General features: G+C 65.3%; 23 protein-coding genes. 16 read left to right on the top strand and 7 right to left on the bottom strand.

Annotation, left to right across the window (positions count from 1 at the left end):
- Window positions 1-15 precede the first annotated feature (15 nt).
- Window positions 16-2415, top strand: coding sequence for a bifunctional diguanylate cyclase/phosphodiesterase (locus ABIB95_RS10265; RefSeq protein ID WP_259256804.1), 2400 nt, complete (start codon window positions 16-18; stop codon window positions 2413-2415).
- A 3-nt stretch (window positions 2416-2418) separates the two neighbouring features.
- On the opposite strand, the gene ABIB95_RS10260 is transcribed toward ABIB95_RS10265, so the two are convergent.
- On the bottom strand, window positions 2419-2853 hold the full coding sequence (locus tag ABIB95_RS10260) for a hypothetical protein (RefSeq protein ID WP_028148540.1): 435 nt from the start codon (window positions 2851-2853) through the stop codon (window positions 2419-2421).
- Window positions 2854-2932: 79 nt separating this feature from the next.
- On the opposite strand from ABIB95_RS10260, the gene ABIB95_RS10255 reads away from it, so the two are divergent.
- Both ABIB95_RS10255 and ABIB95_RS10250 read left to right on the top strand, forming a co-directional pair.
- On the top strand, window positions 2933-3520 hold the full coding sequence (locus ABIB95_RS10255) for a hypothetical protein (RefSeq protein ID WP_247309196.1): 588 nt from the start codon (window positions 2933-2935) through the stop codon (window positions 3518-3520).
- A 62-nt stretch (window positions 3521-3582) separates the two neighbouring features.
- Window positions 3583-4182, top strand: coding sequence for a YdcF family protein (locus tag ABIB95_RS10250; protein ID WP_354239055.1), 600 nt, complete (start codon window positions 3583-3585; stop codon window positions 4180-4182).
- 70 nt (window positions 4183-4252) lie between these two features.
- Here ABIB95_RS10250 and ABIB95_RS10245 read toward each other — a convergent pair whose 3' ends face one another.
- Window positions 4253-5596 carry an aminotransferase-like domain-containing protein gene (locus ABIB95_RS10245; protein ID WP_354239053.1) on the bottom strand — a complete coding sequence of 448 codons (1344 nt, stop codon included), beginning with the start codon at window positions 5594-5596 and terminating at the stop codon, window positions 4253-4255.
- Between the two features lie 185 nt (window positions 5597-5781).
- Here ABIB95_RS10245 and ABIB95_RS10240 point away from each other — a divergent pair, with 185 nt between their 5' ends.
- On the top strand, window positions 5782-6018 hold the full coding sequence (locus ABIB95_RS10240) for a DUF1127 domain-containing protein (RefSeq protein WP_038933822.1): 237 nt from the start codon (window positions 5782-5784) through the stop codon (window positions 6016-6018).
- A gap of 150 nt (window positions 6019-6168) precedes the next feature.
- On the opposite strand, the gene ABIB95_RS10235 is transcribed toward ABIB95_RS10240, so the two are convergent.
- Together ABIB95_RS10235 and ABIB95_RS10230 are read right to left on the bottom strand one after the other, a co-directional pair.
- Window positions 6169-6594 (bottom strand): universal stress protein, encoded by a 426-nt coding sequence (locus ABIB95_RS10235; protein WP_071917342.1) that lies wholly within the window; start codon window positions 6592-6594, stop codon window positions 6169-6171.
- Window positions 6595-6654: 60 nt separating this feature from the next.
- Window positions 6655-7191, bottom strand: coding sequence for a SixA phosphatase family protein (locus ABIB95_RS10230; protein ID WP_038956013.1), 537 nt, complete (start codon window positions 7189-7191; stop codon window positions 6655-6657).
- A 93-nt stretch (window positions 7192-7284) separates the two neighbouring features.
- On the opposite strand from ABIB95_RS10230, the gene ABIB95_RS10225 reads away from it, so the two are divergent.
- From ABIB95_RS10225 to ABIB95_RS10185, 9 genes are all read left to right on the top strand, one after another.
- Window positions 7285-8721 (top strand): NAD(P)/FAD-dependent oxidoreductase, encoded by a 1437-nt coding sequence (locus ABIB95_RS10225; RefSeq protein ID WP_354239051.1) that lies wholly within the window; start codon window positions 7285-7287, stop codon window positions 8719-8721.
- Between the two features lie 108 nt (window positions 8722-8829).
- The gene (msrB, locus tag ABIB95_RS10220) at window positions 8830-9342 is read left to right on the top strand and encodes a peptide-methionine (R)-S-oxide reductase MsrB (RefSeq protein ID WP_354239049.1); all 513 of its coding nucleotides are present in this window, start codon (window positions 8830-8832) and stop codon (window positions 9340-9342) included.
- 291 nt (window positions 9343-9633) lie between these two features.
- Window positions 9634-11913 (top strand): flagellar hook-basal body complex protein, encoded by a 2280-nt coding sequence (locus ABIB95_RS10215; RefSeq protein WP_166342621.1) that lies wholly within the window; start codon window positions 9634-9636, stop codon window positions 11911-11913.
- Between the two features lie 34 nt (window positions 11914-11947).
- Entirely contained in the window at window positions 11948-13831 is a 1884-nt protein-coding gene (gene flgK / locus ABIB95_RS10210; protein WP_354239047.1) for a flagellar hook-associated protein FlgK, read from the top strand.
- Window positions 13832-13851: 20 nt separating this feature from the next.
- A complete protein-coding gene (locus ABIB95_RS10205) occupies window positions 13852-15726 on the top strand; it encodes a flagellar protein (RefSeq protein WP_354239045.1) in 1875 nt (624 codons plus the stop codon).
- Window positions 15727-15798: 72 nt separating this feature from the next.
- Window positions 15799-16581 carry a methylenetetrahydrofolate reductase gene (locus ABIB95_RS10200; RefSeq protein ID WP_354239043.1) on the top strand — a complete coding sequence of 261 codons (783 nt, stop codon included), beginning with the start codon at window positions 15799-15801 and terminating at the stop codon, window positions 16579-16581.
- The gene (locus tag ABIB95_RS10195; protein ID WP_354239041.1) at window positions 16571-18220 is read left to right on the top strand and encodes a hypothetical protein; all 1650 of its coding nucleotides are present in this window, start codon (window positions 16571-16573) and stop codon (window positions 18218-18220) included. Before ABIB95_RS10200 ends, ABIB95_RS10195 begins: the two co-directional genes overlap by 11 nt.
- A gap of 1 nt (window position 18221) precedes the next feature.
- Window positions 18222-19475 (top strand): ATP-grasp domain-containing protein, encoded by a 1254-nt coding sequence (locus ABIB95_RS10190; protein WP_354239039.1) that lies wholly within the window; start codon window positions 18222-18224, stop codon window positions 19473-19475.
- A complete protein-coding gene (locus ABIB95_RS10185; protein WP_354239037.1) occupies window positions 19472-20971 on the top strand; it encodes a pyridoxal phosphate-dependent decarboxylase family protein in 1500 nt (499 codons plus the stop codon). Before ABIB95_RS10190 ends, ABIB95_RS10185 begins: the two co-directional genes overlap by 4 nt.
- 79 nt (window positions 20972-21050) lie before the next feature.
- Here ABIB95_RS10185 and flbT read toward each other — a convergent pair whose 3' ends face one another.
- Window positions 21051-21476, bottom strand: coding sequence for a flagellar biosynthesis repressor FlbT (gene flbT, locus ABIB95_RS10180; RefSeq protein ID WP_071912194.1), 426 nt, complete (start codon window positions 21474-21476; stop codon window positions 21051-21053).
- A 322-nt stretch (window positions 21477-21798) separates the two neighbouring features.
- On the opposite strand from flbT, the gene ABIB95_RS10175 reads away from it, so the two are divergent.
- The 3 genes from ABIB95_RS10175 to flaF all read left to right on the top strand — a co-directional run bounded on the left by ABIB95_RS10175 (window position 21799) and on the right by flaF (window position 25914).
- Window positions 21799-23403: a DUF1522 domain-containing protein gene (locus ABIB95_RS10175; RefSeq protein ID WP_063982267.1), complete on the top strand. Its 1605-nt coding sequence runs from the start codon at window positions 21799-21801 to the stop codon at window positions 23401-23403.
- Window positions 23404-23647: 244 nt separating this feature from the next.
- Window positions 23648-25255: a flagellin N-terminal helical domain-containing protein gene (locus ABIB95_RS10170; RefSeq protein ID WP_071912196.1), complete on the top strand. Its 1608-nt coding sequence runs from the start codon at window positions 23648-23650 to the stop codon at window positions 25253-25255.
- Window positions 25256-25545: 290 nt separating this feature from the next.
- Window positions 25546-25914, top strand: coding sequence for a flagellar biosynthesis regulator FlaF (flaF, locus tag ABIB95_RS10165; protein ID WP_014493991.1), 369 nt, complete (start codon window positions 25546-25548; stop codon window positions 25912-25914).
- 53 nt (window positions 25915-25967) lie between these two features.
- On the opposite strand, the gene ABIB95_RS10160 is transcribed toward flaF, so the two are convergent.
- Together ABIB95_RS10160 and ABIB95_RS10155 are read right to left on the bottom strand one after the other, a co-directional pair.
- Window positions 25968-26330 carry a hypothetical protein gene (locus tag ABIB95_RS10160; RefSeq protein ID WP_354239035.1) on the bottom strand — a complete coding sequence of 121 codons (363 nt, stop codon included), beginning with the start codon at window positions 26328-26330 and terminating at the stop codon, window positions 25968-25970.
- 159 nt (window positions 26331-26489) lie between these two features.
- On the bottom strand, window positions 26490-26987 hold the full coding sequence (locus ABIB95_RS10155) for a hypothetical protein (protein WP_028158316.1): 498 nt from the start codon (window positions 26985-26987) through the stop codon (window positions 26490-26492).
- Between the last annotated feature and the right edge of the window lie 11 nt (window positions 26988-26998).

Here is a 26998-nt window from a genome sequence, read left to right as displayed (position 1 = left end):
GAATAGGGGCCGGCAATGTATCAAGTTCTTTACTGCCTGACGGATCAGCATGATTGGCGTCTGGTCGCACTCGGCGGAGCGGTGTGTCTGCTCGCCAGCGCGGCGGCGATCAGCCTGTTCCACCGCGCGCGTGCGGCGCGCGGGGGAGCTCGCGTATCGTGGGTCGCGCTTGATGCCGTCGTCGCCGGCGGCGGCATCTGGGCAACCCATTTCATCGCGATGCAGGCTTACGGTCCTGGTGCGGGCGGCGCTTACAACATTCCGTTGACGGTCCTGTCGCTGATCTTCGCGATCGCGGTCACCTTCATCGGGCTGAGCATCTCGGTGTCGGTGACGCGGGCGGGCCTGGTTGCGCTCGGCGGCGCCGTCGTTGGTGGCGGCGTTGCCGCCATGCATTACACCGGCATGATGGCGCTCGAGATTCCCGCGCACATCGGCTGGACGACCGGCACAGTGACGGTCTCGATCGTGCTCGGCATCGTTCTCGGGTCGCTTGCCCTGGTGGTTGCGGGCCGGCGCGACAGCCTTGCGGGCGCGCTCGGCGCGACGGTGCTGCTGACGCTTGCCATCGTCTCACATCATTTCACCGCCATGGGCGCCGTGGAGCTGACGCCGGATCCTGCGGTCGTGATCAGCGGCCTGTCGATCCCGCCGGCCTCATTGTCGATCCTCACCGCCAGCGCCGCCGCTGCGATCATCGCGATTGCGCTCGCGGCGGCTCTGCTCGACCGCCGCGCCAAGGGCGAACTGGGACGCCAGCAGGTCGTGCTGGATACCGCGCTCGAGAACATGTCGCAGGGACTGTGCATGTTCGATGCGGATGGCAAGATCCAGCTCTTCAACGAGCGCTACGCAGCGTTGCTCGGCCGCACCGACATTCCGCTCGCCGGCCGCCTGCTCGTCGACGTGCTGCGGGAAGAGCAGGCCAAGGGCCAGTGGCAGGGCGATGCGGGCGAATTCTTCGCGCGCCTCGTGGCCGACGCGCGCGAGGGCCGCACGACCAGCCAGGTCGTCACCCGGTTCGGTCGTTCCATCCGCGTCGTCAACCAGCCGATGCAAGGCGGCGGCTGGGTCGCGACCTTCGAGGACATCACCGAATGGCTGGAGGCGCAGGCCAAGATCTCGCACATGGCGCGCCATGACGCGCTGACCAATCTGCCGAACCGCGTGCTGTTCCACGAGCAGCTCGAGCAGGGACTGGGCCGGGCGAAGTCGGGCGACCAGCTCGCGGTGCTGTGCCTCGATCTCGATCACTTCAAGGACATCAACGACTCGCTCGGTCATCCCATCGGCGATGCGCTGCTCAAGGAAGTCGGTCGCAGGCTGAAGGCCACTGTCGGCGCGAGCGACACCGTGGCGCGCCTCGGTGGCGACGAGTTCGCCGTGGTCCAGATCGGGCGCTCCGAGGAAGCCGCGGCGCGAGCCCTTGCCGGCCGCCTCGTCGAGGTGATCTCTGCGCCTTACGAGATCGACGACCATCAGATCGTGATCGGCGTCTCGATCGGCATCTCGCTGTCGCCGCAGGACAGCGACAATCCGGACGAGCTGTTGAAGAACGCCGACCTCGCGCTGTACCGCGCCAAGGCGGACGGCCGCGGCACCTATCGCTTCTTCGAGACCGGCATGGATGCGCGCGCGCAGGCGCGGCGGCTGCTGGAGATGGACTTGCGGGCGGCGTTGCTGCGCGACGAGTTTGAGGCGTACTACCAGCCGATCCGCGACGTCGCCAGCGGTCGCGTCGTCGCCTTCGAGGCGCTGTTGCGCTGGAACCATCCGCAGCGCGGCCTGATCGCCCCCATCAACTTCATTCCGGTGGCCGAGGAGACCGGCCTCATCGTTCAGCTCGGCGAGTTCGTGCTGCGCAGCGCCTGCAGTGACGCCGCCACCTGGCCGGACGATGTCGATGTCGCCGTCAACCTGTCGCCGGTGCAGTTCAAGAGCCCGAACCTGATTGCATCCGTGACCGATGCGCTGGCAGCATCAGGGCTCGCGGCGCGGCGGCTCGAGCTCGAGATCACCGAATCGGTGCTGCTCCAGAACAGCGAGGCGACGCTGACCACCCTGCACGAGCTGCGCGCCATGGGCGTGCGGATCTCGCTCGACGATTTCGGCACCGGCTATTCGTCGCTGAGCTACCTGCGCAGCTTCCCGTTCGACAAGATCAAGATCGACCGCTCCTTCGTGTCGGAGCTTGCGACGCGCGAGGATTCCATGGCGATCATCCGCGCCGTGACCGGCCTCGGGCGCAGCCTCGGCATCGTCACCACGGCGGAAGGCGTCGAGAACGACGCGCAGCTCGAGCTGCTGCGGCGCGAGGGCTGCACCCAGGCGCAGGGCTATCTTTTCAGCAAGCCGCGGCCCGCATCCGATGTCGCGTTGATGCTGAACCGGCCGCGGCTGCTCGCCTCGGCCTGATGTCTAGCCGCGGCGCAGCGCGAAGTGCGCGCCGCAAAACGCCATCACGGCGCCAAGACATAGCGCGGCCAGCCCGGCGAGCACGCCCGAGACGGACGGGATCGGGCTCGGCGCCGCGGCCACCTGGCCCGCACCGGCAAGCAGCAGCACGCCGACCGCGATCAGGAATTGCCGCATCCGCTGCGGGATCTGCCCGGAGACGGCGCTTTGCATCAATGTCGCCGTGAAATAGCCGCCGGAGAAACCGACCGTGGCAATCAACCACCAGGCGATCGCTGCGCCCGCGGGTATGAATTCGTGCGTGTCGGAATGCCAGAGCCCGCCGAGATCGAGCCCGTAGCGCGCGCCCAGCATGTGCACCGCGAGCGCGAGCAGCACTCCGGAGATCACGGCAGCGCCGAGAATCAGGCGGCGCGGAAAAAAGGTCGTCTCAGCCATGCCCCGCTTGTAGGATGGGCGAGGGCGATCGCGCAAGCCGATCGCAGGCGGGATTGCGCGGACGGGATTGATTGTGGGGATGCAGGTTTCGGGAGCGCAAGGCCCGTCGGTCACGAGCTACGCCTACAAGGCGTCGCTGATCGGCTCGGCGCATCGTTTCGAGCTGACGGACGCGGGCCTGTCCTGGCACATCGCCGGCCGCTCCGGCCTGTGGCGCTATGACGAGATCTCGGCGATCCGGCTGTCGTTTCGCCCGGTGTCGATGCAGCAGCACCGCTTTCGCGCCGATGTCAGCCACGCCGGCGGCGGCCGCATCAGGATCCTGTCGACGAGCTGGCAGACCGCGGCGCTGATGGCGCCGCAGGACAACGGTTTTCGCGATTTCATCATCGAATTGCACGCACGGATGGCCCAAGCCGGCAGCCGCGCCGAATTGACCGCAGGCCTCGGCCGCAAGACCTATGCGGCGGTGCTGGCCTTCCTGGCGGTGCTGACGGTGGCGATGACGGGGCTTCTGATCCGCGCGCTCATGATCGGGGAGTTCGCCGGCGCCCTGTTCATCATCGGCTTTGCCGCACTGTTCGCCTGGCAGGTCGGCGGCTTCGTGCGGCGCAACCAGCCGCACAGCTACAGCTTTGATCGTGTGCCGAAGGCGTTGCTGCCTTAGGTGCAATCGGCCGCAATCAAACGTGACTTCGCGCTCCCGCGCCGGTGTCGCATCGTGCTGTCATGCCAACCATGGATCGCAACAGGCGCCAGCCTACAGCGGATGAGATCGTCGAAATCAACCGCACGCATCTGATCGATACGCCGCCGCGGCCGGCCGATCTGTTGTTCATGTTCGGCACCCGCGAGGACGTTGGCTTGCGCGCCGACACCGCCGCGACGCTGTGGCGCGAGGGCCTTTTCCGCAGGTCGATTGTCAGCGGTGGCGTGACGCCGGGATCGGAGCAATCTGAGTGCACCATCATCAAGGCAGCGATGGTTGCGGCCGGCATTCCGGCGGACCTCATCCTCGAGGAACATCGCGCAATGAACACCGGCGAGAACGTGATCTTCTCGCTGCCGATCATTGATGCAGCGCTTGGACTGCGAAACATCCGGAGCGTGATCTGCCTCGGCAACACCTGGACGGCGCGCCGCTACCCGATGACGCTGCACCGGCACTGGCCTGAAGCCGAGAAGATGCTGCTCACCGTCGACAGCTTTGCGACGCCGCGCGCGCTCTGGCACACCGATGTCGAGTTTCGCCGGCGTGTCCTGCACGAATGGGACAAGATCGAGCCGTACAAAGCGAAAGGCTTTATCGCGGAATGGCCGGCGGCCTGAGCAGCGAAGGGCCGGATCTTTGTCGTGACGCGTTTTCGAACCGGTATCACTTCGCTCGCAACGCGCTGGCTTACTCCGTCGAGTCGAAATCCTCTTCCTTGGTGCCGAGCAGCGACACGAGCGTGCGCAGGCCGGAATCGAGCTGCTCGAGCGAGGGCGGGGCGAGCGCGAGCCGCACCGCGTTCGGTGCGTGTCCATGCGCAATTGCAAACGTCGAGGATGGCGTCAGTGCGATGCCGCGCCGGGCCGCTGCGGCGACGAAGGTCTGCGAGCGCCAGTGTGGCGGCAGCGTCAGCCACAAATGATAGGAACGGGCGTCGGCCGCGATCTGGTAGCCGGCAAGCAGCCTTGCCGCGGTCTGCTGCCGGCGCGCAGCGTCGATCCGTTTCAGCCGCGTCAGCTCGGCGACGGTGCCGTCGGCCATCAGCCGCTGCCCGGACGCCAGCGCATGGCCCGAGGCGATCCAGCCGCCGGTCCGCACCGCGCTCATCACGCTCTCGCGCAGATGCGGCGGGGTGACGAGGATGCCGAGCGCGAGGCCGGGTGCGACCTTCTTGGACAGGCTGTCGATCACGATGCAACGGTCCGGCCCGAGCGCTGCCAGCGGCGTGTCGTCGGCGAGGAAGCCGTAGACGGCGTCCTCGATGATGGTGAGATCGAGTTTCTCGGCGACGCGCATGATGTCGGCGCGCCGCGTCGCGTTCATGGTGACGCCGAGCGGGTTCTGGATGATGGGCTGGAGATACAGCGCCGACAGATGCGCTTCGCGATGCGCCTTCTGGATCGCATCGGGCCTCGCGCCGTATTCGTCCATCGGAATCGGGACCAGCGTCACGCCGAGCCGCGCGGCGATGCTCTTGACGTAAGGGTAGGTCAGCGCCTCGACGCCGCAGCGGCCGCCGGTGGGAACGAGGGCGGCGAGCGCGGCGGCGAGCGACTGCTTGCCGTTGGCGGTGAAGACGATCTGCTCGGCCTGCGGCGTAAAATCCTTGCGCGCGAGATAGGCGACGGCCGCATTGCGCGCGCTCTTGGTGCCGATGCTGGTCGAGACGCGCAGGGCGGATTCGAGCGCGTCGACGCGCTCGAGCCCGGCAAGGCTCTTGGCGATCATCGCCCATTGCTGCGGCAATAACGGATAATTGACCTCGAAATCGATCCGCGCGTCGCGCGGCTCGCTCAACGCCTCGACCTCGCGCTTGATGTCGCCGGAGATGAACGTGCCGCGGCCGACCTCGCCGACGACGAGCCCGCGGCGAAGCAACTCCGTATAAACCCGGCTCGCGGTCGAGACCGCGATGCCGCGGTCATAGGCAAAGTTGCGCTGTGGCGGCAGCCGGTCGCCGGGCCTTAACGTGCCTTTAGTGATATCGGCCGCAATGGCATCGGCAAGCTTCACGTATTCGAACTTGGACATTATTGCACCGAGAGCAATGTTTTACTTGCTCCGAGTAGTGTACTGGAGCATTTAAGTTCCATCAAGTTCCGCGATTGAGCCGAGGAGAGCGAGAGCAATCCGACGGCAAATGAGGTGCAGGCGCTCACAGCGTCCGCGCCAACGGCACCTGCTTCGCTGCGCGGACAATAGGCCGGAGAAGAAAAATGACCACGATCTCGCAAACTGCCGGGCGGAGTTTACGCCCATCCTCGTCGGGCGGATTTTTCAGCACGCTCGCCAACGCCGCCCATGCGCTGTTCGATCGCCTGGAGCGCCGCTCTGCCGTCAAGACGCTGAACGAGCTCGACGACCACGCCTTGCGCGACATCGGGATCACGCGCAGCCAGATCGAGGACGCCGTCTACGGGCAGTTCAAGGCCGAGCTGACGCGGTATCTGTGAGTTTGTTCGGCCGCCACGCCCGCAAGTCCGGGCGTGGTGACAATGCCTCCGCGTCGTCATTGCGAGCGGAGCGAAGCAATCCAGACTGCCACCGCGGAAAGACTCTGGATTGCTTCGCTGCGCTCGCAATGACAGCGTTTGTTGTGGCGCTCAGTGCCTGACCACGAGCACCGAGCACTTGGCGTAGCGCACGACGTGCCCGGCGTTCGAGCCGAGGAAATAGGTGCGCATCGCCGGCCGGTGCGAGGTCATCACGATCAGGTCGGCCTTCATGTGCATGGCCTCCTCCAGGATCTCATGATAGATGCCGCCCTGTCGCACCACGCTGGAAATGCGCCCCGTCTCGATGCCTGACTCCCGCGCGACGATGGCGAGCGCTTCCTCGGAGGTCTGGCGCTGCTGCTCGTCGAAATCGGCCGGGACGTATTCGGCGAGCATCACCGGCGTCATCGGCAGCACGTTGAGCAGTCGTATCGATCCGCTCCAGGTCTGCGACAGCGTTATCGCGGTCGCGAGCGCCGGCTTGGCCAGATCGGTGTCGGCGAGGTCGATGGGCACGAGGATGGACTTGAACATCTGCGCCTCCCAATTGACCAAGCTGGGATCAACCGGTCGAGACGGCGCGCCCCGCGCGTCTCAACCCGATCGAAGCAGCTTGGGGCTGACGAACAGCACCAGTTTGCCGCGGCGGTAGGCCACGTCACCCCAATCCTTGACGTCAAAGTCGAAGATCGCAAGCCCCGACGTGGGCAGATTGTGAGCGAGCGCCTTGGCGCCGGCCGGATCGCCGCCGCCCATCAGCATCAGCGCGGCCTCGTGCATGCCGGGATTGTGGCCCACCAGCAGCAACTGCTTCGGGTTGGCCGGAACGGTTGCAGTGCGAATGGATTCCAGGATCTGGGCGGGATCGGCGCCGTAGAGTTCGGGCAGGACCTCCACCTGCGGCGCTGCGACGCGGTCCTTCATCGTCTCCCAGGCAATGTCCCAGGTCTGCCGGGCCCGGACGGCATGCGACACCAGCACGGCCTTGGGGAAGGGGGGATGGGTGGCGAGCCAATCCCCGATCTGCGCGGCGTCCTTGTGGCCGCGGTCGTCGAGGCGACGATCCTGGTCACGGCCGCTCGGCGCGTCAGTCTCGGTCTTGGCGTGACGCAGCAGCATCAAACGGCGCATGGCATTCTCGAATCGTTACGCGTCCAGAATAATCTACAGGCGCCGGTTGAGGACAAGGTGACAAGGGCCCGATCGGTCCTTTAAGGAAACGACATGAGCGAGACTTTCACAAGCGTGTCCCAGGAAGAAGCCGGCTTTCGTGAACGCACGCGACTGTCGTTTGATCTCGATGCCGACATCTGCGTGATCGGGGCCGGGCTTGCCGGGCTCTCCATCGCGCTGGAGGCAGCCCGGCTCGGAGCCAGCGTCGCGGTGCTCGAGGGCCGCCATGTCGGCTGGAACGCCTCCGGAAACCAGCTCGGCACCGTGATGCCGGGCTTTGCGCTGCCGCTCGCCGATTTGATCGAGCGCATCGGCTTCGAGGACGCGCGCGAATTGTGGACGCTGGCGAAGGAGGGCGCCGAGTTCGTCCGGGCCAACGCCACCGAAGAGAACATGCCCGGCATTGGCCCGAGCGATGGCGTGCTGGAGGTCTCCAACGTCGATGCCGGCGACCGGCTGATCAGCCGGTTGCAGATGCTCCACGAGGATTTCGACACGGAGGTCGAGGGCTGGCAGGTGGATCGCGTCCGCGAGGCGCTCAAGACCGACCGCTACTTCCACGGCGTCTATTATCCCCGGGCATTCCAGCTCGACGGCCGCAAATATGTGCACGGCCTCGCAGCGCTGGCGCGGCGAGCGGGAGCGCGCATATTCGAGGATACGCCGGTCGTCAGCATCGATCATTCCGGCATCCGCAAGCGCATCGTCACGCCCTCGGCGCGGCTGCGCGCCACCCACATCGTGCTTGCCGGCAACATCCACCTCGGCGCGCCCTTGAGGCGCCTGTCGGAGACGCTGCTGCCGGTCTGGCGCTATGCCGGGATTACCGGGCCGCTCGGCGAACGCGTGCACGAGATCGTGGCGTTCAAGGGATCGGTGATGGATTCCGACGGGGTCGACCATTTCCGTGTCGTCGACGGTGACCGCCTGATGTGGGAAAGCCCCGAGACCACCTGGGCCGCGCGTCCGCAGCGCTTTGCGGGCGCGGTCAGGCGGCGGATCAGATCGATTTTCCCCCAGTTCGGCGATGTCGAGATCACCGACATGTTCGGCGGCGCCACCGGCCAGACCGTGCACGGCATGCCGCAGATCGGCCAGTTGCGCAAAGGCCTGTGGGTGGCGAGCGGGTTCGGCCGCCAGGGCATGAACACCTCGGCCATGGCCGGGCAGCTGATCGCGCGCAGCATTTTGTGGGGCGACGACCGCTGGAAGCTGTTCTCGCCATTCGAGCTGGTCTGGGCGGGCGGCACGACCGGGCGGGTCGCGGGCCAATTGGTGGGAGTTTGGGGCAGGGCGAGTTCCGCCGCCGCAGGCTCGCTCGCCCGCTACCGCGAGCGTGCGCGGGTCAAGGACGGGGAACGCGAGGCGCGCCTCGCCGAAGCCAACCGGGCCGCCGGCACTGGTCCTCGCCGTCCGCCGCCCGGCGTCCGGCCGCGGCCGGCCCCTCCGCCGAAACCTGTGGCCGAGGATGTGGAACCGGCCTCGTAGGACCAGGGTGTCTCGCGATAAGTTGAGAAAAACCCTGCCCGGACGTGTAACGTCGGCCATTAGAGCCCGTATCTCAGAGCGTGGACTCCCCCGCGCACGGAGAATCAGATGTTTGACCGCCGCATCCTGCTGACGACTGTTGCCGGCCTGTTCGGCCTTTCTGCCTTCCGCTGGCTGAGAGGAACGCCTGCCGAGGCTGGAGAGAAGGCCGCGCAGAAATTCGAGATCGAGAAGACGGACGCCGAGTGGCGCGCCCAGCTCACGCCGCAGCAATATGAAATCCTCCGTAAGGAGGGCACCGAGCGGCCAGGCTCCAGCCCACTGCTCAAGGAACACCGCAAGGGCATCTTCGCCTGCGCCGGCTGCGACCTGCCGCTGTTCGCATCCGACACCAAGTTCGAGAGCGGCACGGGTTGGCCGAGCTTCTACCAGCCGATCGAAGGCAATGTCGGCAAGACCGAGGACCGCACCTTCGGCATGATGCGCACCGAAGTGCATTGCCGGCGCTGCGGCGGCCATCTCGGCCACGTCTTCGACGACGGTCCGAAGCCGACCGGATTGCGCTATTGCATCGACGGTTTCGGGCTGGTCTTCCACCCGGCCGCCGCGTCGGCAACGTAGGTCTCGCTGGAGACATTCCGGAGCGAAGCGTGAGCATCGAATCCGGAATCTCGAGCTTCTCAGGTGCGCAATTGCGCACCTGAGTTCGGTGCTGCGGGCCGCCCCAGAATGACCCGATGCCCCGGCAATTGTTGCCGGCCCGGCAATTGTGCCCCGGTCATCGGACCTGGGCTTGCCCATTCAAGTCATTGATTTCCTGAGAATACCCGCATTGGCATAGCCCTTGCGACTGTCTCTTCCGACTGCGGCCATGGTCGACCGGCCGCCGAGATCGGATCTGGAGACAAAGTTATGGGTATCTTCGATGCAATGAACACCTCGGTGGGTGGCCTGCAGGCGCAGTCCTACGCGCTGCAGAACATTTCAGGCAACATCGCGAACTCATCCACCACCGGTTACAAGGGCATCGGCACCAGCTTCGTCGATCTCATCCCCGACGCCTCGGTCCCGAGCAAGCAGGTCGCGGGCGGTGTGACGGCCAACGCCAAGGCGACCATCACCACCCAGGGTACGATCTCGTCCTCCTCCGTCGCGACCAACATGGCGATCACCGGCGACGGCTTCTTCTCGATCCAGAAGGCGACTAACGTCGTCGACAACTTGCCGCAGTTCAGCGGCGTCACCTACTACACCCGCCGCGGCGACTTCCAGCTCAATTCCAACGGCAATCTCGTCAATGGCGCCGGCTACTACCTGATGGGCGTCACGGTCGACCCCAAGACCGGCAACCCGACCGGCAATGTGGCGTCCGTCCTGAAATTCCAGAACAACTTCATCCCGGCACAGGCGACAACCTCGATCCAGTACGCCGCGAACCTGCCGAGCGTGCCGAACACGGGGGCGAGCTCGACCGCGGCGAGCGGCACGCTGCTGGCGGCCGGCGGCCTGAACCCGTCCGATTTCGCCGCCAACCCGCTGATCGTCGGCACGCCGCCGCCGCCTTATTCGAATGCGACGGTCTCCGGCGCGGCGGCCACCGGCAATCTGCGCTCGGCCTATACGGCGACGACTGCGACCGGCACGGTGGCGCTGCAGGACAACGCTTCGGCGGTGGCAACTGGCAGCACGTCTCTCGATGCGGGCTTGGCCACGCATCTCAACACCAGCCTTCTCACCAACCTGGCCGGCAAGTCGTTGACGGTCAACGGCCAAACAATCAACTTCGACAACACCGTCTCGGGCGTTTCGACGGTTGCGGGCCCCCCGGCGGTCACTACGATTGGTCTGAAGTCGCCCACCAGCGCACTGATGTCGGATGTCCTCAGCGCGATCGCGTCTGGAGCCGGCGTTCCCGCCTCCAGCGTGACTATGAATGCCAGCGGCAACATCCAGATCACGACCAGCACCACGGCCGACGTGACGATCGGCGGCACCGCGGCAGGATTGCTCGGCGTCAGCAGCGTGACGCGCGGCGGTAACGTGCTGTCCACTCCCGCGATTACGAGTGGTACACAGCTCGGCGGCACCGCGACGCCCGGCGGGGCGGAAGTCCTCTCGACGCCCTTCGTGGTCGGCAACACGATCCAGGTCAACGGCACGGGAGCTGCCAATACGATCACCTTCGTGGCCTCCAACGCTACCCCTCCGAACCAGATCAACATCACCGACTCCATAGCGACTCTGCTCAGCCAGATCGACACGCTCAGCGGTGCGAGCGGTTCTTCGATCAGCAACGGCGTGATCACCCTGAATACTGGTATCGCTAATCCCACATTGACGGTGACGAGCCCCAACAACAGCAGCGCCTTCGCCGCGCTCGGCTTCACGTCGTCCATCTCCAAGAACCGCGGCGGTGGCGGCACTGCCGGCACCGGCGGCGTGATCGGCAACGACATCGCCACGTTCACGAAGGAATCGATCAGCGGCGGTGCGGTCACCGCCTACAACGCCGCGGGCACGCCGGTGAACCTGCAACTGCGTTGGGCCAAGACCGACAGCGTCTCGCTGGGCACCGGCCATTCCGACACCTGGAACCTGTTCTACCAGACCGATCCGAATGCGACCGGCACGACGGTCGGCTGGGTCAACACCGGGCAGGCCTTCACCTTTGCCAGCGACGGCTCGCTGACCTCGCCGAGCGGATCGGGCATCACCATCAACAACGTCAGCGTCGGCGGCCAGTCGCTCGGCTCGGTCGCCTTCAACATGTCCTCGGGCGGGCTGACGCAATATGCCAGCACCAGCGGCGCGGTGACGATCAACACCATCACGCAGAACGGCTACGCCGCCGGTCAGCTCCGCTCGGTTGCCGTCAACAACAGCGGCCTCGTGGTCGGCACCTTCTCCAACGGCCAGAACCTCAACCTCGCCCAGGTGACGCTGTCGCACTTCAACGGCACCAATTACCTCAAGGCCCTCGACGGCGGCGCCTACGCCGCGACCGAACAGTCGGGCACAGCGATCGACGGCGCGTCGGGCAGCATCAGCGGCTCGTCGCTGGAAGGCTCGAACACCGACATCGCCGACGAATTCACCAAGCTGATCGTGACCCAGCAGGCCTATTCGGCCAACACCAAGGTGATCACGACGGCGAATTCGATGGTGCAGGATCTCTTGAACGTGTTGCGCTGATCGGCGCGTGACGTAACCAAAGGCGGCTAGTGATATGGGTTTGAGTTCAGCCCTCGCCAGTGCGATGAGCGGTCTGCGTGCCAACCAGGCCGCGCTCTCGATCGTCTCCTCGAACGTCGCCAACTCGCAGACGCCGGGTTACGTCGTCCAGAGGCCGAACCAGATCGAGGTCACCACCGGCGATTTCGGCTCGACGGCGATGACGACCGGCGTCAGCCGGGAGCTCGACACCTTTGTGCAGAACCAGCTGCGCACCGAGACCGGCGGCAGCGGTTACGCCGACCAGATGGCCAACATCCTGAAGCAGCTTCAGAGTGTCTACGGCACGCCCGGCAACAGCGGCACGCTCGAAACCGCGCTGAACAAATTCACCACGGCGTTGCAGGCGCTGTCGACCAGCGCCGGCTCGTCGTCGGCGCAGACGGTTGCCCTCGGCGCGGCGCAGGCGTTGGCGAAGCAGCTCAACGTCACCACCAACGGCATCCAGTCGCTGCGCTCCAACGTCGAGCAGGATCTCGGCACCTCGGCACAGCAGGCCAACGCGGCGATGCAGCAGGTCGCCGACATCAACACCAAGCTTCAGGGCTTGTCGGCAAACGACCCGTCCGCCGCGACGCTGATGGACCAGCGCGACCAGGCCATCAACACGTTGTCGAAATTCGTCGACGTGCGCGTTACCACCGACGGTTCGAACCAGGCCAACATCTATACGACCACCGGCGTCCAGCTGGTCGGCGCCGGGCTCGCCTCGCAATTCTCCTTTGCCTCCGCCGGCGCGCTGTCGGCGACCTCGCTCTACAACGCCGACCCGGCCAAGTCCGGCGTCGGCGCGCTCAACATCAAGCTGCCGAACGGGTCGCAGGTCGACGTCGTCGCCAACAACGTGGTCTCCTCCGGCCAGATCGCGGCTGATCTCAAGCTGCGCGACCAGACGCTGGTGCAGGCGCAGAACCAGATCGACCAACTCGCCGCGACGATGTCGAGCGCGCTGTCGGACAAGACCACGGCCGGCAGCATGGTCTCGGGCCCGCCGGCCGGATTCGATCTCGACCTTGCCGGTGCGCAGCCGGGCAATACGGTCAACATCACCTACAAAGACACGGCGACCAACACCCAGCGCCAGATCACGCTCGTCAACGTGACCGACCCGGCGGCGCTGCCGCTCCAGAACGCCACCAATGCCAACCCGATGCGGGTGGGCGTCAATTTCTCCGGCGGCATGAATGCGATCGCCGCTGCGCTCAACACCGCGCTCTCAGGCTCGCACCTGACGTTCTCCGCCGCTCCGTCGCCGGCGACGGCCACGACGCTGCGGGTGACCGATGACAATACCGGCCTTGCCCAGGTCAATTCGGCCTCGACCACCAAGACGATCTCGTCGCTGACCTCGGGCAGCCCGCAGCTGGCGGTGTTCACCGACGGCGGGCAGGCGCTCTACACCGGTGCGATCACCGCCTCGGGCTCGCAGATGACCGGCCTTGCCGGGCGCATCGCCGTGAACACGCAGCTGGTCAGCGATCCCACACGGCTGTCCGTCTACAACACGTCGCCGGTGACGCCCGCCGGCGACACCACGCGCTCGGACTATCTCTATTCGCAGCTCACCAATGCGGTGTTTTCCTATTCGCCGACGACCGGCCTCGGCTCGGCGAACCAGCCCTTCACCGGCAGCGTCTCGAACTACCTCCAGCAGTTCCTGAGCATCCAGGCCAACGCCTCGACCCAGGCCACCCAGCTCCAGCAGGGCCAGAGCGTCGTGGTCTCGACGCTCCAGGCCAAGTTCGACTCGACCTCCAGCGTCAATCTGGACTCGGAGATGTCGAACCTGATCCAGCTCCAGAATGCCTATGCCGCCAACGCCCACGTGATGTCGGTGGTGCAGAGCATGATGAACACGTTGATCCAGGCTCAAGTGTAACCAGTACAGGGTTCTGAAAGATGTCGATCAGCAGCATCAACTACTCCTCGTCGGTCCTCGGCGCGCAGATCCGCAACATCAATCAGCAGCTTACCGACCTGTCGACGCAGCTCGCGACCGGCAAGCTGTCGCAGAACTATTCCGGGATGGGCACCAACGAGGGCTTTGCGATCGCCGGGCGCTCGCAGCTCTCCAACATCGCCGCCTATACCGACACGATCACGAACGTGAACGTGAACATCAACCTCGCCAATACCGCGCTCCAGTCGCTCACGACGATCCGCAACACGGTGCAGACCGGCTCCGCAAGCACCGCGCAGGATCTCAACGTCAACGGACAGACCGTCGCGCAGAACACGGCCGCTTCGCAATTCGGCTCGATGGTCGGTGTTCTCAACACGCAGTCGGGCAACCGCTATCTGTTCTCCGGGACGGCGTTCAACACGCAGTCGGTTGCCAATGCCGGCGACATCATCAACGGCACGACCACGCAGGCGGGCTTCAAGACCGTCATGGCGGAACGCCAGGCCGCCGACCTCGGTGCCAACGGCATGGGACGGCTGGTGCAGACGCAGCCGACGCCGAGCTCGGTGCGGGTATCCGAGGACGTCGCCGGATCGCCGTTCGGAATGAAGATCGCGGCGGTGTCCTCGACGCTGACGGGTGCGACGGTCACCGGCCCGAGCGGCTCGCCGGTGTCGTTCTCGGTCGATCTCAACGGCCTCAACCCGAACGACGGCGACAAGCTGAGCGTCCAGTTCACGCTGCCGGACGGCACCACCGGGCAGGTCGACCTGACCGCGTCCTCGGCCACGCCGACGCCGATCGGCAGCTTCGCGATTGACGCGACGACTCCCGGCAACACCGCCACGAATCTTAACACGGCATTGAACACCGCGATCACGAAGCTCGCCAACACCTCGCTTGTCGCGGCATCCGCGATCACGGCTGGCGACAATTTCTTCAACACCGCAAGCTCCGCGATCGGTGCGCCCGTCAACAACCAGGCGGCCCCGCCGGCTCCGATCAGCGGAGCAACGGCGCTGTCCGGCGCGAGCCCCTCGAATTCGATCTCGCCGGGCTTCGCCGCCGGCGACACCATCACCGTGAACGGCACCACGCTGACCTTCGTTAATTCGGGCGCGACCGGCAACCAGCTCAATGTCGGCGACAGCATCCAGACGCTGATGAGCAAGATCGACCAGATCACGGGCACGTCGAAGCCTTCGACCGTGCATGGCGGCTCGATCACGATCAACACGGACGACGCGGCGAGCCTCAACATCACGACCTCGAACTCGGGCGCACTCAACGCGCTCGGTTTCGGCTCGACCCCGGTCACCGCGACGCAGCCGCCATTGCGTGTCGGTTCTTCACCGGCGAGTTCGGCGACGACGCTGGTCAACGGCTCGGCCAATACCGTGAAATGGTACACCGGCAATGACGGGCCCGGCTCGCCGCGCTCCACGGCGATGGCGCGGGTGGATGATTCGGTCACGGTGCAATATGGCGCGCAGGCCAACGAGGACGCGATCCGCCAGCAATTGCAGGCGATCGCCGTGTTCGGGACGTTCTCGACCTCGCCGACCAGCCAGTATGCGGGCGGGCAGGTCTCCGCGCTGAGCCTGCGGGTGACGCAGTCGCTGACGAAGCAGCCCGGCCAGCAGCACATCGAGGACATCCAGACGGACCTCGCGATGGCCCAGAACACGATGAAGGACGCAGGCACGCGCCAGACCCAGGCCAAGGCGCAGCTCCAGTCCATCATCGACCAGGCGGAATCGGCCTCGCCGGATCAGGTGGCGAGCGAGCTCCTGTCGCTGCAGAATGCGCTTCAAGCGTCCTACCAGGTTACCTCGAAACTCGCGCAGCTGTCGCTCGTCAAGTTCCTGTAACGGCGCATTAAGACGCCGTTAACCATGCCTCTTTACCTTTTGGTGAGGAGTTGAGCGGGGCGGGGGCCGTCGATGTCGGACAAGATGCAGCTGGTGGTGGCCACGCCGTGCTTCGGCGGGCAGGTCTCGAGCATTTATGCGAGCTCGATCTTCGCGCTCCAGCGCGCCGTGCACGGCATGTCCAACCTCGAGCTCAAGGTGGTCTTGCGCGACGGCGACGCGCTGATCACGCGCGCGCGGGCCAATCTGGCCGCGATGTTCCTCGACGATCCAAAGGCGACCCATTTCCTGTTCATCGACGCCGACATCGGCTTCAAGCCCGAGCAGGTGTTCCGGCTGATCGAATGCGGCGCGGATGTCGTCGCCGGCTGTTATCCGATCAAGCGGGTCAACTGGGACAAGGCGAGGCGGGCGATCGAGTCCGGCCGCACAGATGTGCCGGCGGCCTCGCTCGATTATGTGCTCGAGATCGAGGATCCCGACCGCATCGTGGTGGTCAACGGTTTTACCCGCGTGCGCTACGCCGGCACCGGCTTCCTGATGATCCGCCGCCACGTGCTGGAGGCGATGTGCCGCCATCCCAACTATGTCGGTCTGCAATTCTTTCGCGAGCATTCGCACGATACGCTGGCGGCGAGCCAGAACCGCTTCGCGCTGTTCGAATGCATGATCGATCCGGCGACGGGGACTTATCTTTCCGAGGACTTCGCCTTCTGCAAGCGCTGGACCGACATCGGCGGCGAGATCTGGGCCGACATCGAGAGCTCGCTGGATCACGTCGGGCCGTCGGTGTTCCACGGCGACATCGCCTCGCAATTCGCAGCCGCGACCGCGGCAGCTGCCGATGCGGCGTGAGCCTTCCGGGATGAGCGCCGGCGCATCCGGTCTGTCAGTCCCCGAGCGCACATTCGACGGCGGCTCGCGCTACCGCCTGCGCGATCTCTTCACACCATTGGACACGCTGCTCGTCTCCGGTGGAGATCCGCGGCTGGCGCTCGACGCTGGGGATCGCGTCAACGCCTATGGCTGCGCAGCCTCGCCGGAACCGGAGATCTGGAATTTCGCCTCATCGACGGCATCGACGATCTCGCAACTCGCCTATGACCGCGCCGCGCTGGCGCGCGAAGAGCTGATGCACAGGTGCCTGTTCGACGAGGTCGAGATCGCCTTCGATGCGCGCTGCGAGGACATGCGCGAGGAGTTGCGCGGCCATCTCCAGCTCTCGCCGCGGGTCGACGTCGTGTTCTCGCCGTCTGGCACCGATTCCCAGCTTCACGCCCTGTTCCTGGCGCGTGCGGTGCTCGGCGCCCCGCCAGTGACGATCGTGGTCGGCGCCGACCAGACCGGTAGCGGCACGGCCCATACCGCGCGCGGTCACCATTTCAGCTCCATGACGGCGAGCGGCCTTGCCGTGCGCAAGGATGGCGCGGTTGCCGGACTCGCCGGCGCCAGCGTGACGTTGCCGCTGCTTCGGGCCGGGCCCGGGATCGCGATGCGCGCCGACACCGATGCCGCGGTGCTGGGTGCGATCGAAGCGACGATCGCGCAAGGTGCGCCCGTGCTGCTTCAGATCATGGATTCCTCCAAGCTCGGCTGGCGCGCGCCGGGCGTGGCCTGTCTCGACGAGATCGCGCGGCGCTGGCCGCGCAAGGTTCAGGTCGTCGTCGACGCCTGTCAGGCGCGGCTCGGCCGCCGCCGGCTGCGCTCCTATCTCGACCGCGGCTATATGGTGCTGATCACCGGCTCGAAATTCTTCGGCGGCCCTGCCTTCAGCGGCGCGCTGCTGGTGCCGAAGGGGTTTTCGCGGTCGCTCGACCGGATTGAGGGGATTGCGCCGGGCTTCTTCGACTATGCCGGCCGCTGCGATTGGCCGGTGGCCTGGACGGCGCTGCGCTCACGTTTCGAGCGCCGGCCGAATTTCGGACAATGGCTGCGCTGGGAGGCGGCGCTTGCGGAGATCGGCAGCTACTACGCCGTGCCCGGAGCTTTCCGCGTCAGGGCGCTGGCCCAGCTTGCCGCCGGTATCGACAGCATGATCGCGCTGTCGCCGTCGCTTCAGTCCGTTCCAACGGCAACCGAGAAGACTGCCGATGACGACGAGGAGTTCACGCACGCCACGATCTTTCCGTTCATGCTGCTGCGCGACGGCAAGCCGGTCTCGATGGCCGAGACCAGCGCCGTCCACCGGGCGCTGCGGCGTGACATGAACGACGAAATCAGTGGCAGCGCGGCGGACCGGCAGATCGCCGTCCAGCGCAGCCTGATCGGCCAGCCGGTCCGGCTGGAGCGGCAGGACGATGCGCCGCAAGCCGTGCTGCGCCTCTGCGTCGGCGCCCGGCTCGTGACCGAGGCCTGGTCGCCGGATATGGCGCAGGCGCGACGCAATGTGCAGCACCTGCTCGATCGCATCGCCCATGTCCTGGTGAAGATCGAGCTGCTGCTTGACCGCGGCGCAGCCGCAACCGCACCGGAAAAGTCCGCGTTCGAGGTATGAGATGCAGCATCCAGTTTCCGCGCCGATCGACGTGACCGTGCCGAACTATGCCGACCGCATCGGCTTCGCGCAGCTGACGCGCCAGGCCTTCGAAGGTGTCGATCTGCAGCCACTGCGCGATCAGCTCGTCACGCGGATCACGGAAGGAACGGCGCACGCGGGCGAAGGCCTTGACCTATCGCTGATCGTCCAGCTACTCGGCGACAAGGCGGCGGGGCTGGCGATCCAGTCGGAGGTGCTGACCTTCCATCAATTGTTTCGCACGCCCGCTGCGGCTCCGAAGCCCGGCTTGCGCGTGCTCGCCCTTGCGGCCGACATCGACATGGGCGGCAACACGCCGATCGAATTCCTGCTCGAAGGCTCCGATTTCGAGCTGCTGACGCTCTATGTGACCAAGGATGTCGGCTTGCCTGAAACGTTGCCCGATCACGACGTTGCCATCGTGGTTGCATCCGATTCCGAGGAATGCCGGGAAACACTGGCCGTGATCGAAAAGGCGGCGCCGCGCTGGCCGCGGCCGCTGCTCAATCGCCCCGATCTCATCGGCAACCTCGATCGCGACAAGCTGTATCGGCTGCTGGCGGGCATCCCTGGTCTCGAGATTCCATCGACCATCCACGCGACGCGCGCGCAATTGACGGATCTCGCGCAGGGCCGGGTCGCTTGCGAGGACATCGCCGGCGAATTACGCTTTCCGATGATCGCGCGGCCGCGCGGCACGCATGCCGGTGTCGGGCTCGCGAAGCTCGACGATGCGCCGGCACTCGCGGCCTATCTCGCCGAGCGCAAGGAGCAGGATTTCTTCGTCGCGCGCTTCGTCGATTATGCGAGCCCCGACGGGCTCTATCGCAAATATCGTCTCGCCATGGTCGACGGCAAGCCCTACGCCTGCCACATGGCGATCGCCGATCGCTGGGACATCTGGTATCTCAACGCCTACATGGCGTTCAGCGAGGAGAAGCGGGCTGAAGAGGCCGTCTTCATGCTGGACTTCGACCACGCCTTCGCCGCGCGCCACAAGGCCGCGCTCGACGAGATGAGCCGGCGCGTCGGCCTCGATTATTTCATCGTCGATTGCGCCGAGAACCAAAACCGCGAGCTGCTGGTCTTCGAAGCCGACAACACCGCCGTCGTGCACAACATGGATCCGCCGGTCGTGTTTCCGTACAAGCCGCCGCAGATGCGCAAGATCTTTGCCGCGTTCACGGCGATGCTGTCGCGGCACGCAGGAGAGGGCAAGGCGAGCGCAGCATGAACGAGATCATCCGCAACGCGCAAAGCTCCGTCGCGCAGGCTTCGCTCGATCCGCAGGACTGGAGCGAATTTCGCACGCTCGCCCATCGCATGCTGGACGAGGCGATCGACGGCATCGCCAATGTCCGCACGCGGCCGGTGTGGCAGCCGATTCCCGACGGCATCCGCGCGGCATTGAAGGCCGACGTGCCGCGCGAGGCGAGCGACCTTGCCGATGTCTATCGCGAATTCGCCGAGCATGTCGCACCCTATGCGACCGGCAATGTCCATCCCGGGTTCATGGGCTGGGTGCATGGCGGCGGCACCGCGGTCGGCATGCTCGCGGAGATGCTCGCAGCTGGCCTCAATGCCAATCTCGGCGGACGCGATCACATGCCGATCGAAGTCGAGCGCCAGATCGTCGCGTGGATGCGGCGCCTGTTTGATTTCCCGGAGAGTGCGAGCGGCATCTTCGTCACGGGCACGTCGATGGCCAATTTGATGGCGGTGCTGGTGGCGCGCACGAGCGCGCTCGGCACGCTGGCGCGGCAGCACGGCATCGGCAATGACGGCGCGCTGCTCACGGCCTACACGTCGCGGGCCGCGCATGGCTGTGTCTCCAGGGCGATGGACATCGCCGGGATCGGCACCGATGCGCTGCGCAAGATCGATGTCGATGCCGATCATCGCATCGACGTCGCTGCGCTGCGGACGCAGATCGCGATCGATCGCGAAGTCGGCTTCAAGCCGTTCCTGGTGGTCGCTTCCGCCGGCACGGTCGATATCGGCGCGATCGACGACCTCAAGGCGATCGCTGCGCTGTGCCGCGAGGAAGGAATCTGGTTTCACGTCGATGGCGCCTTCGGGGCGCTCGCGATCTTCTCGCCCGAGCTCGCGCCCATGCTCGGCGGCATGGAGCTCGCCGATTCCATTGCGCTCGACTTCCACAAATGGGGGCAGGTGCCCTACGACGCCGGCTTCCTGCTGGTGCGCGACGGCGAGCAGCACCGGCAGGCCTTTGCGCAGCCGGCGGCCTATCTGCGCCGCGAGGCGAGGGGGCTTGCGGCGGGTGCAGTCTGGCCCTGCGATCTCGGCCCCGACCTGTCGCGCGGCTTCCGCGCGCTGAAGACCTGGTTCACGCTGAAGACGTTCGGCACCGACCGGCTGGGTGCGGTGATCGCGCGAAGCTGCGCGCTGGCGAAGTATCTGGAGACGCGCGTGCTGGCCGAGCCGCGGCTGGAATTGCTGGCACCGGTGAACCTCAACATCGTCTGCTTCCGTTACCGCGCCGACGATGCGGTCAATCGCGAGATCGTCGCCGATGTCCAGGAGTCCGGCGTTGCGGCGCCCTCGAGCACGACGCTGGACGGCAGGTTCGCGATCCGCGCTGCCATCGTCAATCACCGTACCGACGAGACGGACATCGACGCGCTTGTGGCCGCGGTGCTCGAGTTCGGCGCGCGGCGGACCGGCGGTGGTCTGATCGAGGTCGAGGCGCCGCCGCTGGCGGCGCAGTGACCAGGAGCGCAGCCGAAACGACAACGGCCCCGGAGATGATCCGGGGCCGTTGTCATTTGGGCAGGTTGATGCGTGCCGATCAGGCGGCCGAGCTGACGTCGCCCTTGGGATGCGTCGCTTGGTACTGGTCCCGCAGCTTCTCTTCATAGGCGATCAGCTTGCGGGCATCCTTCAGCGCCCGGTAGAGATCGCCGCTCATGATGTTGTTGTTGATGCTTTCGATGATCGGCCAGGCGCTCGGCACCGCGGTGACGATGTCGCGCACCAGGTTGAAGTAGGTGCCGTGCTGGCTCTGCGGATCCGGCGAGATGTACATGAGCTGGACCGCGAGATAGACGAGCTTGGCCGGCGTGTCGGCGGTCTCCGGCGTGAGGATGTCGCGCTCGCGCAGGATCGGCACGTTGTCGCCGTCGATCAGGAGGCGGGCGCGCTGGTCGGTGTTGGTGATCACCGAATTGCCGACGATGATGCGTTCGTGCGGTTTGAGCTCAACCTTGAGAGCCATGCCTGTTCTCCATCAACCCTTTTACAACGATCCGTCGCGGCGTTCGTGCGATGAGGGCGATCGTTCGTGATTTGGAGCCGATCCTTGCGCAACATGGTTAACAGGTCGTAAACGACGGCGCCGGGGACGGAAAATGCAACAATTTCAAGGCCGATAGCGGCATGTCCAGCCGTCTGCCGCGGCCTCGAAGGGGGCTTCCGGCGTCGCGGCGGGAAAAACTGCGGGTTTCATTTCACGGATTGTTAGAGGCTTGGACGCACGGTCCGGCGGTCGTCTGATCAATTGGTCAGATAGGACGCGTAGCTACCAGAAAGGTAACAGTATGTCCGTCGTTCTCTCCGCATCGGTTCGCCAGAACCTGCTCTCCCTCCAGTCCACCGCCGACCTCCTCGCCACCACCCAGTCCCGTCTGTCGACTGGCCGCAAGGTGAACTCGGCTCTGGATAATCCCACCAACTTCTTCACCGCCCAGGGCCTTGATAACCGCGCCAGCGACATCGGCAATCTGCTCGATGGCATCGGCAACGGCGTTCAGGTTCTCCAGGCAGCCAACACCGGCATCACCTCGCTGCAGAAGCTGGTGGACAGCGCCAAGTCGATCGCCAACCAGGTGCTGCAGAGCCCGACGGGCTACTCCACCAAGTCGACCGTGACCTCGACCGCCATCACCGGCGCGACCGCCAGCAACCTGCTGGGTACCGCTTATACCAACAGCACCGTCGCCGGCACCGCCGTGCTGAACGACAACACCGGCACTGCGGTCAACATCACCGCTTCCACCCAGCTGGTTGGCACCGCGGGCGCGACGTCCGACGACCTTGCTACGGCCATCACCAACGGCTCGGTCCTGACGGTCAACGGCAAGAACATCACGTTCTCGACCGCGCAGACCACTTCGACCACCGACACCGCCGGCAACGTCACCATCGGCATCGGCACGGGCAGCACCTTGACGGTGCAGAGCGTGCTGAGCGCGATCGACGGCATCACCGGCACCGGCACCGCCTCGACCGTCGCGGCTGGTAAGCTCACGCTGAGCACCGGCACGACCTCGGATCTCACGATCGCGGGTTCGGGCAACGTGCTCGCCGCGCTCGGTCTCACGGCCGGCACCACCGCCCGCGTCCCGCCCGCCATCTCGGGCCAGACGCTGACGATCGCAGCCACCGGCGGCGGCACGCCCACCAGCATCACCTTCGGCACCGGCACCGGCCAGGTCTCGACGCTGAACGGGCTCAATTCGGCGCTGGCGGCCAACAACCTGCAGGCCTCGATCGACTCGACCGGCGTGATCTCCATCACGACCACGAACGACGCGGCCTCCTCGACGATCGGCACGCTCGGCGGCTCGGCCTTTACCGCCACCGGTCCGTTCCACAGCGCTGCCATCGCGGCTCCGGTTGCCGATCCGACCTCGCAGACGCAGCGTGCAGGCTTGGTTGCGCAGTACAACAACGTGCTCGCGCAGATCAACACGACCGCGCAGGATGCCTCCTTCAACGGCGTCAACCTGCTCAACGGCGACACGCTGAAGCTGACGTTCAACGAAACCGGCAAGTCGACGCTGAGCATCACCGGTGTGACCTTCAACACCGCGGGTCTCAACATCTCGACCCTCGCCTCGGGCACCGACTTCCTGGACAACGCTTCGGCCAACAAGGTCCTGACCTCGCTCAATGCCGCCAGCAGCACGCTGCGTTCGGAAGCATCGACGCTGGGTTCGAACCTGTCGGTCGTGCAGATCCGTCAGGACTTCAACAAGAACCTGATCAACGTCCTGCAGACCGGTTCGTCAAACCTGACGCTGGCCGACACCAACGAGGAAGCGGCCAACAGCCAGGCGCTGTCGACCCGCCAGTCGATCGCGGTCTCGGCGCTGTCGCTGGCCAACCAGTCGCAGCAGAGCGTGTTGCAGCTCCTGCGCTGATACGCGACGAAAATCGTCAAACAAGGCATTACGGCGGGGCTTTTGCCCCGCCGTTTTTTTGCGCGTGACGCGGCGTGAGCCGGGTTTCAGGGAACCCTGGCCGGTTAATACCTTGTTAACCCTGTGGCTTAAGCCGCCATTAACCTTAATTTAAAGGAGTGCGTCTAGAACTAGACAAAAGCCCATTTGCCAGACCGGCGGGCTCCGATCCGTACGCGTCGCGCTCCAAGAGGAAGATCTGCCAATGTCCAACATCGTTCTCTCGGCATCAGTCCGCCAGAACCTGTTGTCGCTGCAGTCGACAGCCGACCTGCTCGCTACCACGCAAGGACGCCTTTCGACCGGCAAGAAGGTGAACACGGCGCTTGATAACCCCACCAACTTCTTCACCGCACAGGGGCTCGACAATCGCGCCAGCGACATCAGCAATCTCCTGGATGGCATCAGCAACGGCGTGCAGGTGCTGCAGGCCGCCAACACCGGCATCACCTCGCTGCAAAAGCTGGTCGACAGCGCCAAATCGATCGCCAGCCAGGTACTGCAGAGCCCGACGGGGTACTCGCCCAAATCCAACGTGACGTCGGCCGCGGTCCCCGGTGCGACCGCCAACAACCTGCTGGGCACGGCATACACCAACAACACGGTCACCGGCACCGTCGTCAACAATGACGATACGAGCGGCGCGGCGCCGATCACGGGCGCGACCAAGCTGGTCGGTACCGCCGGTGCAGGTTCGGACGATCTCGGTACGACCATCACCAACGGTTCGGTCCTGACTGTCGACGGCAAGACGATCACCTTCTCGACCGCGCAAACCACCTCGACCACCGACTCGTTCGGCAACGTCACGATCGGCATCGGTGCGGGCAGCACACTCACGGTGCAGTCGGTACTGAGCGCGATCGACGGCATCACGGGTACGGGCACGGCCTCGACAGTTTCCGGCGGCAAGCTCGTGCTCAGCACCGGCACGAGCCAGGATCTGGCGATCTCCGGCTCGGGCAACGTGCTCACGGCGCTCGGCCTCACTGCCGGCACCACCGCCCGCGTTCCGCCCCCGCTCAGCGGCAAGACGTTGACGATCGGTCCGACCGGCGGCGGCACCGCCACCAGCATCACCTTCGGTGCCGGCGTCGGGCAGGTTTCCACGCTCAATCAACTCAACGCGGCGCTGGCGGCGAACAACCTGCAGGCAACGATCGACACGACCGGTCATCTCAACATCGTGACCTCCAACGACTCGGCGTCCTCGACGATCGGCGCAATCGGCGGCACGGCCGCGGCGAGCGGCCAGCCCTTCTATGGCCTGATCGCGCAGGCGCCCACCGTCGACCCGGATTCGCAAGCCACGCGCGCCAATCTGGTCGGGCAGTACAACAACGTGCTCGCGCAAATCAACACCACGGCGCAGGACTCTTCCTACAACGGCGTGAATCTGCTGAACGGCGATACGCTCAAGCTCGTGTTCAACGAAACCGGGCGTTCGACGCTGAACATTCAGGGCGTCACCTTCAACGACGCCGGCCTCAACCTTGCTCCCTTGACCTCGGGCGTTGATTTCCTGGACTCGAAATCGGCGAACGCTATTCTGACTTCGCTCAACTCGGCCAGCACCACGCTGCGTGCCGAGGCGTCGACGCTCGGTTCGAACCTGTCGATCGTGCAGATCCGTCAGGACTTCAGCAAGAACCTGATCAACGTGCTGCAGACCGGCTCGTCGAGCCTGACGCTTGCGGACACCAACGAGGAAGCGGCCAACAGCCAGGCGCTCTCGACGCGTCAGTCGATCGCAGTCTCCGCGCTGTCGCTCGCCAACCAGTCGCAGCAGAGCGTGCTTCAGCTCCTCCGCTAACCGCGACGCTGACGTACACGATGAATCATTCAACGGCGAAGCCTAGGCTTCGCCGTTGTTTTGAGCGAGATCGCTAACTGTCGATTAGCTCAGATCAGCGCATGATGGATGCAATCGTTTACAGTGCGCGCACTCGGATTTAGCCTTGAGGTGAAGGTGGATGCCGCGACCCGTACTTGTCCGGAGCTCGTCCGCACTCTCACGTAAGCAAATCTTAAGCGGTGCTGCCTAGGGTTGGGAAAGAAATCCTTAAGCCTGTACAACGGGCGAGGAAACCTCCAGGGTGATCGATGTCGAGTTCTGCTGCTTCGGCCTACGCGCGTGTAGCCACGACCACTGCGTCTCCTCGCGATATCGAGGCGCAGACGCTCCTGAAGGCCGCCAACAAGCTGCAGGACGCCATCAACAGTGCCGATCCCTTCAACGAGCAGACGACGCAGGCGTTGATGTTCAACCGCAAGCTCTGGACCATCTTCCTGAGCGAGGCGATGCGCGACACCAATCCGCAGCCGCTCGACGTTCGGCAGAGGATCGCCAACATCAGCGTGTTCGTGCTGAGCCAGACTGCGGCGCTGCTGATGAGCCCGCAGCTCGATCACTTCCGCCCGCTGATCGAGATCAATCGCAATATCGCCGCCGGTCTTTCGGGACGGTCGTAACGCGACCGGTTCGAGCGACCTCGATACGGCCGTCGCGACCCGCGGCGTAAACGTCAGGCGCTGCGATCGGTGCTGAGTGGACGCGGGGGCTCGGACTTCATGTCCAGTGCGTGGAAATAGGCCCGCCGCCGCAGCATCGCTTCGTCCGGAAACTGATCGACAACCGCATCGGTCCTTTCGTTCACGACCTGGAACACGAAGGACGCGGCGGGCTGGTTGAAAACGACCTGGCGTGAAACGCTGTCGTTGGTGCTCTGCAAATCATTGCGCGTAGCCGCGCTCGTATCGCTCGCGGCGACCGTCTGGCTCACCGGCAGATCAGTTTGCACGGCCTCGTTCGCCGCCGCATTGGACGTCGTTATGATCTGCACGGGGGCCGGTATCCCCACCGGCCTGATGCTGAAATCTGTACTCATGGCAGCCTCCTGGTTGCCTCGTCTGAGTCAAATCCCAACCCCTCTCAATACGCAACCATGGAACACCAGGATTGAAGACCGGGTAAGCAAACGTGCCTAACCGCGCGACGATATCGCCGCGCGGTTTTTCGTAAAATTGCGGGGAGTTTTCGCGCACGCTCAGAGCGAGCGGCTGACCGCGAGCGGGGTGATGTGGCGTGGGCCTGGAGCCGCGCGGCGTCCCGCCGCCGTGTAGGTGTTGGGCACGTTGCGCTTCTGGATCTCGGCGTTGACGCCACGCACCACGCTCTCGGAGACGGCGTGTGCGGTCGCGAGCACGGTGAGATTGACCTGGAGCATCGCGCGGAACGCATCGTGGTGCCGATGCAGCGTCGAGAGCAGCTCGGGCGCGGATTTCGCGAGCTGGGCCTGGTTCGTCTTCAGTTCGCTGACGGCGCTGACATAGTTGCGCGACAGCTCCTGCTTCTTGCTCTCGAGCGTCATCGCTTCGCGGACCTGGCCGGCGCGGACGAGCTCGGTCTCGCGCTCGACCAGTCCGAGCAGGGCGTTCATCGCATCCATCAGCTGCTCCGCGACCTTGCGCGCCTCGGCGTTGCCGGGTGCGGTGTTGGGGCGCTGCGCTTGCACCGGCTGACGTGAGGCGTTGAAATGGTTCATCTTGGTTGACC

Origin of the sequence: Bradyrhizobium sp. LA2.1, assembly GCF_040547725.1 — a bacterium.
Classification (GTDB): domain Bacteria; phylum Pseudomonadota; class Alphaproteobacteria; order Rhizobiales; family Xanthobacteraceae; genus Bradyrhizobium; species Bradyrhizobium barranii.
Note: the sequence above shows the minus strand (reverse complement) of the source record. Positions and strands in the feature narration are given on the sequence as shown.

Excerpts from the sequence above, each read along its gene's own strand:
- ABIB95_RS10265 (WP_259256804.1), top strand. The coding sequence starts at position 16 with ATGTATCAAGTTCTTTACTGCCTGACGGATCAGCATGATTGGCGTCTG.
- ABIB95_RS10260 (WP_028148540.1), bottom strand. The coding sequence starts at position 2,853 with ATGGCTGAGACGACCTTTTTTCCGCGCCGCCTGATTCTCGGCGCTGCC.
- ABIB95_RS10255 (WP_247309196.1), top strand. The coding sequence starts at position 2,933 with ATGCAGGTTTCGGGAGCGCAAGGCCCGTCGGTCACGAGCTACGCCTAC.
- ABIB95_RS10250 (WP_354239055.1), top strand. The coding sequence starts at position 3,583 with ATGCCAACCATGGATCGCAACAGGCGCCAGCCTACAGCGGATGAGATC.
- ABIB95_RS10245 (WP_354239053.1), bottom strand. The coding sequence starts at position 5,596 with ATGTCCAAGTTCGAATACGTGAAGCTTGCCGATGCCATTGCGGCCGAT.
- ABIB95_RS10240 (WP_038933822.1), top strand. The coding sequence starts at position 5,782 with ATGACCACGATCTCGCAAACTGCCGGGCGGAGTTTACGCCCATCCTCG.
- ABIB95_RS10235 (WP_071917342.1), bottom strand. The coding sequence starts at position 6,594 with ATGTTCAAGTCCATCCTCGTGCCCATCGACCTCGCCGACACCGATCTG.
- ABIB95_RS10230 (WP_038956013.1), bottom strand. The coding sequence starts at position 7,191 with ATGCGCCGTTTGATGCTGCTGCGTCACGCCAAGACCGAGACTGACGCG.
- ABIB95_RS10225 (WP_354239051.1), top strand. The coding sequence starts at position 7,285 with ATGAGCGAGACTTTCACAAGCGTGTCCCAGGAAGAAGCCGGCTTTCGT.
- msrB (WP_354239049.1), top strand. The coding sequence starts at position 8,830 with ATGTTTGACCGCCGCATCCTGCTGACGACTGTTGCCGGCCTGTTCGGC.
- ABIB95_RS10215 (WP_166342621.1), top strand. The coding sequence starts at position 9,634 with ATGGGTATCTTCGATGCAATGAACACCTCGGTGGGTGGCCTGCAGGCG.
- flgK (WP_354239047.1), top strand. The coding sequence starts at position 11,948 with ATGGGTTTGAGTTCAGCCCTCGCCAGTGCGATGAGCGGTCTGCGTGCC.
- ABIB95_RS10205 (WP_354239045.1), top strand. The coding sequence starts at position 13,852 with ATGTCGATCAGCAGCATCAACTACTCCTCGTCGGTCCTCGGCGCGCAG.
- ABIB95_RS10200 (WP_354239043.1), top strand. The coding sequence starts at position 15,799 with ATGTCGGACAAGATGCAGCTGGTGGTGGCCACGCCGTGCTTCGGCGGG.
- ABIB95_RS10195 (WP_354239041.1), top strand. The coding sequence starts at position 16,571 with ATGCGGCGTGAGCCTTCCGGGATGAGCGCCGGCGCATCCGGTCTGTCA.
- ABIB95_RS10190 (WP_354239039.1), top strand. The coding sequence starts at position 18,222 with ATGCAGCATCCAGTTTCCGCGCCGATCGACGTGACCGTGCCGAACTAT.
- ABIB95_RS10185 (WP_354239037.1), top strand. The coding sequence starts at position 19,472 with ATGAACGAGATCATCCGCAACGCGCAAAGCTCCGTCGCGCAGGCTTCG.
- flbT (WP_071912194.1), bottom strand. The coding sequence starts at position 21,476 with ATGGCTCTCAAGGTTGAGCTCAAACCGCACGAACGCATCATCGTCGGC.
- ABIB95_RS10175 (WP_063982267.1), top strand. The coding sequence starts at position 21,799 with ATGTCCGTCGTTCTCTCCGCATCGGTTCGCCAGAACCTGCTCTCCCTC.
- ABIB95_RS10170 (WP_071912196.1), top strand. The coding sequence starts at position 23,648 with ATGTCCAACATCGTTCTCTCGGCATCAGTCCGCCAGAACCTGTTGTCG.
- flaF (WP_014493991.1), top strand. The coding sequence starts at position 25,546 with ATGTCGAGTTCTGCTGCTTCGGCCTACGCGCGTGTAGCCACGACCACT.
- ABIB95_RS10160 (WP_354239035.1), bottom strand. The coding sequence starts at position 26,330 with ATGAGTACAGATTTCAGCATCAGGCCGGTGGGGATACCGGCCCCCGTG.
- ABIB95_RS10155 (WP_028158316.1), bottom strand. The coding sequence starts at position 26,987 with ATGAACCATTTCAACGCCTCACGTCAGCCGGTGCAAGCGCAGCGCCCC.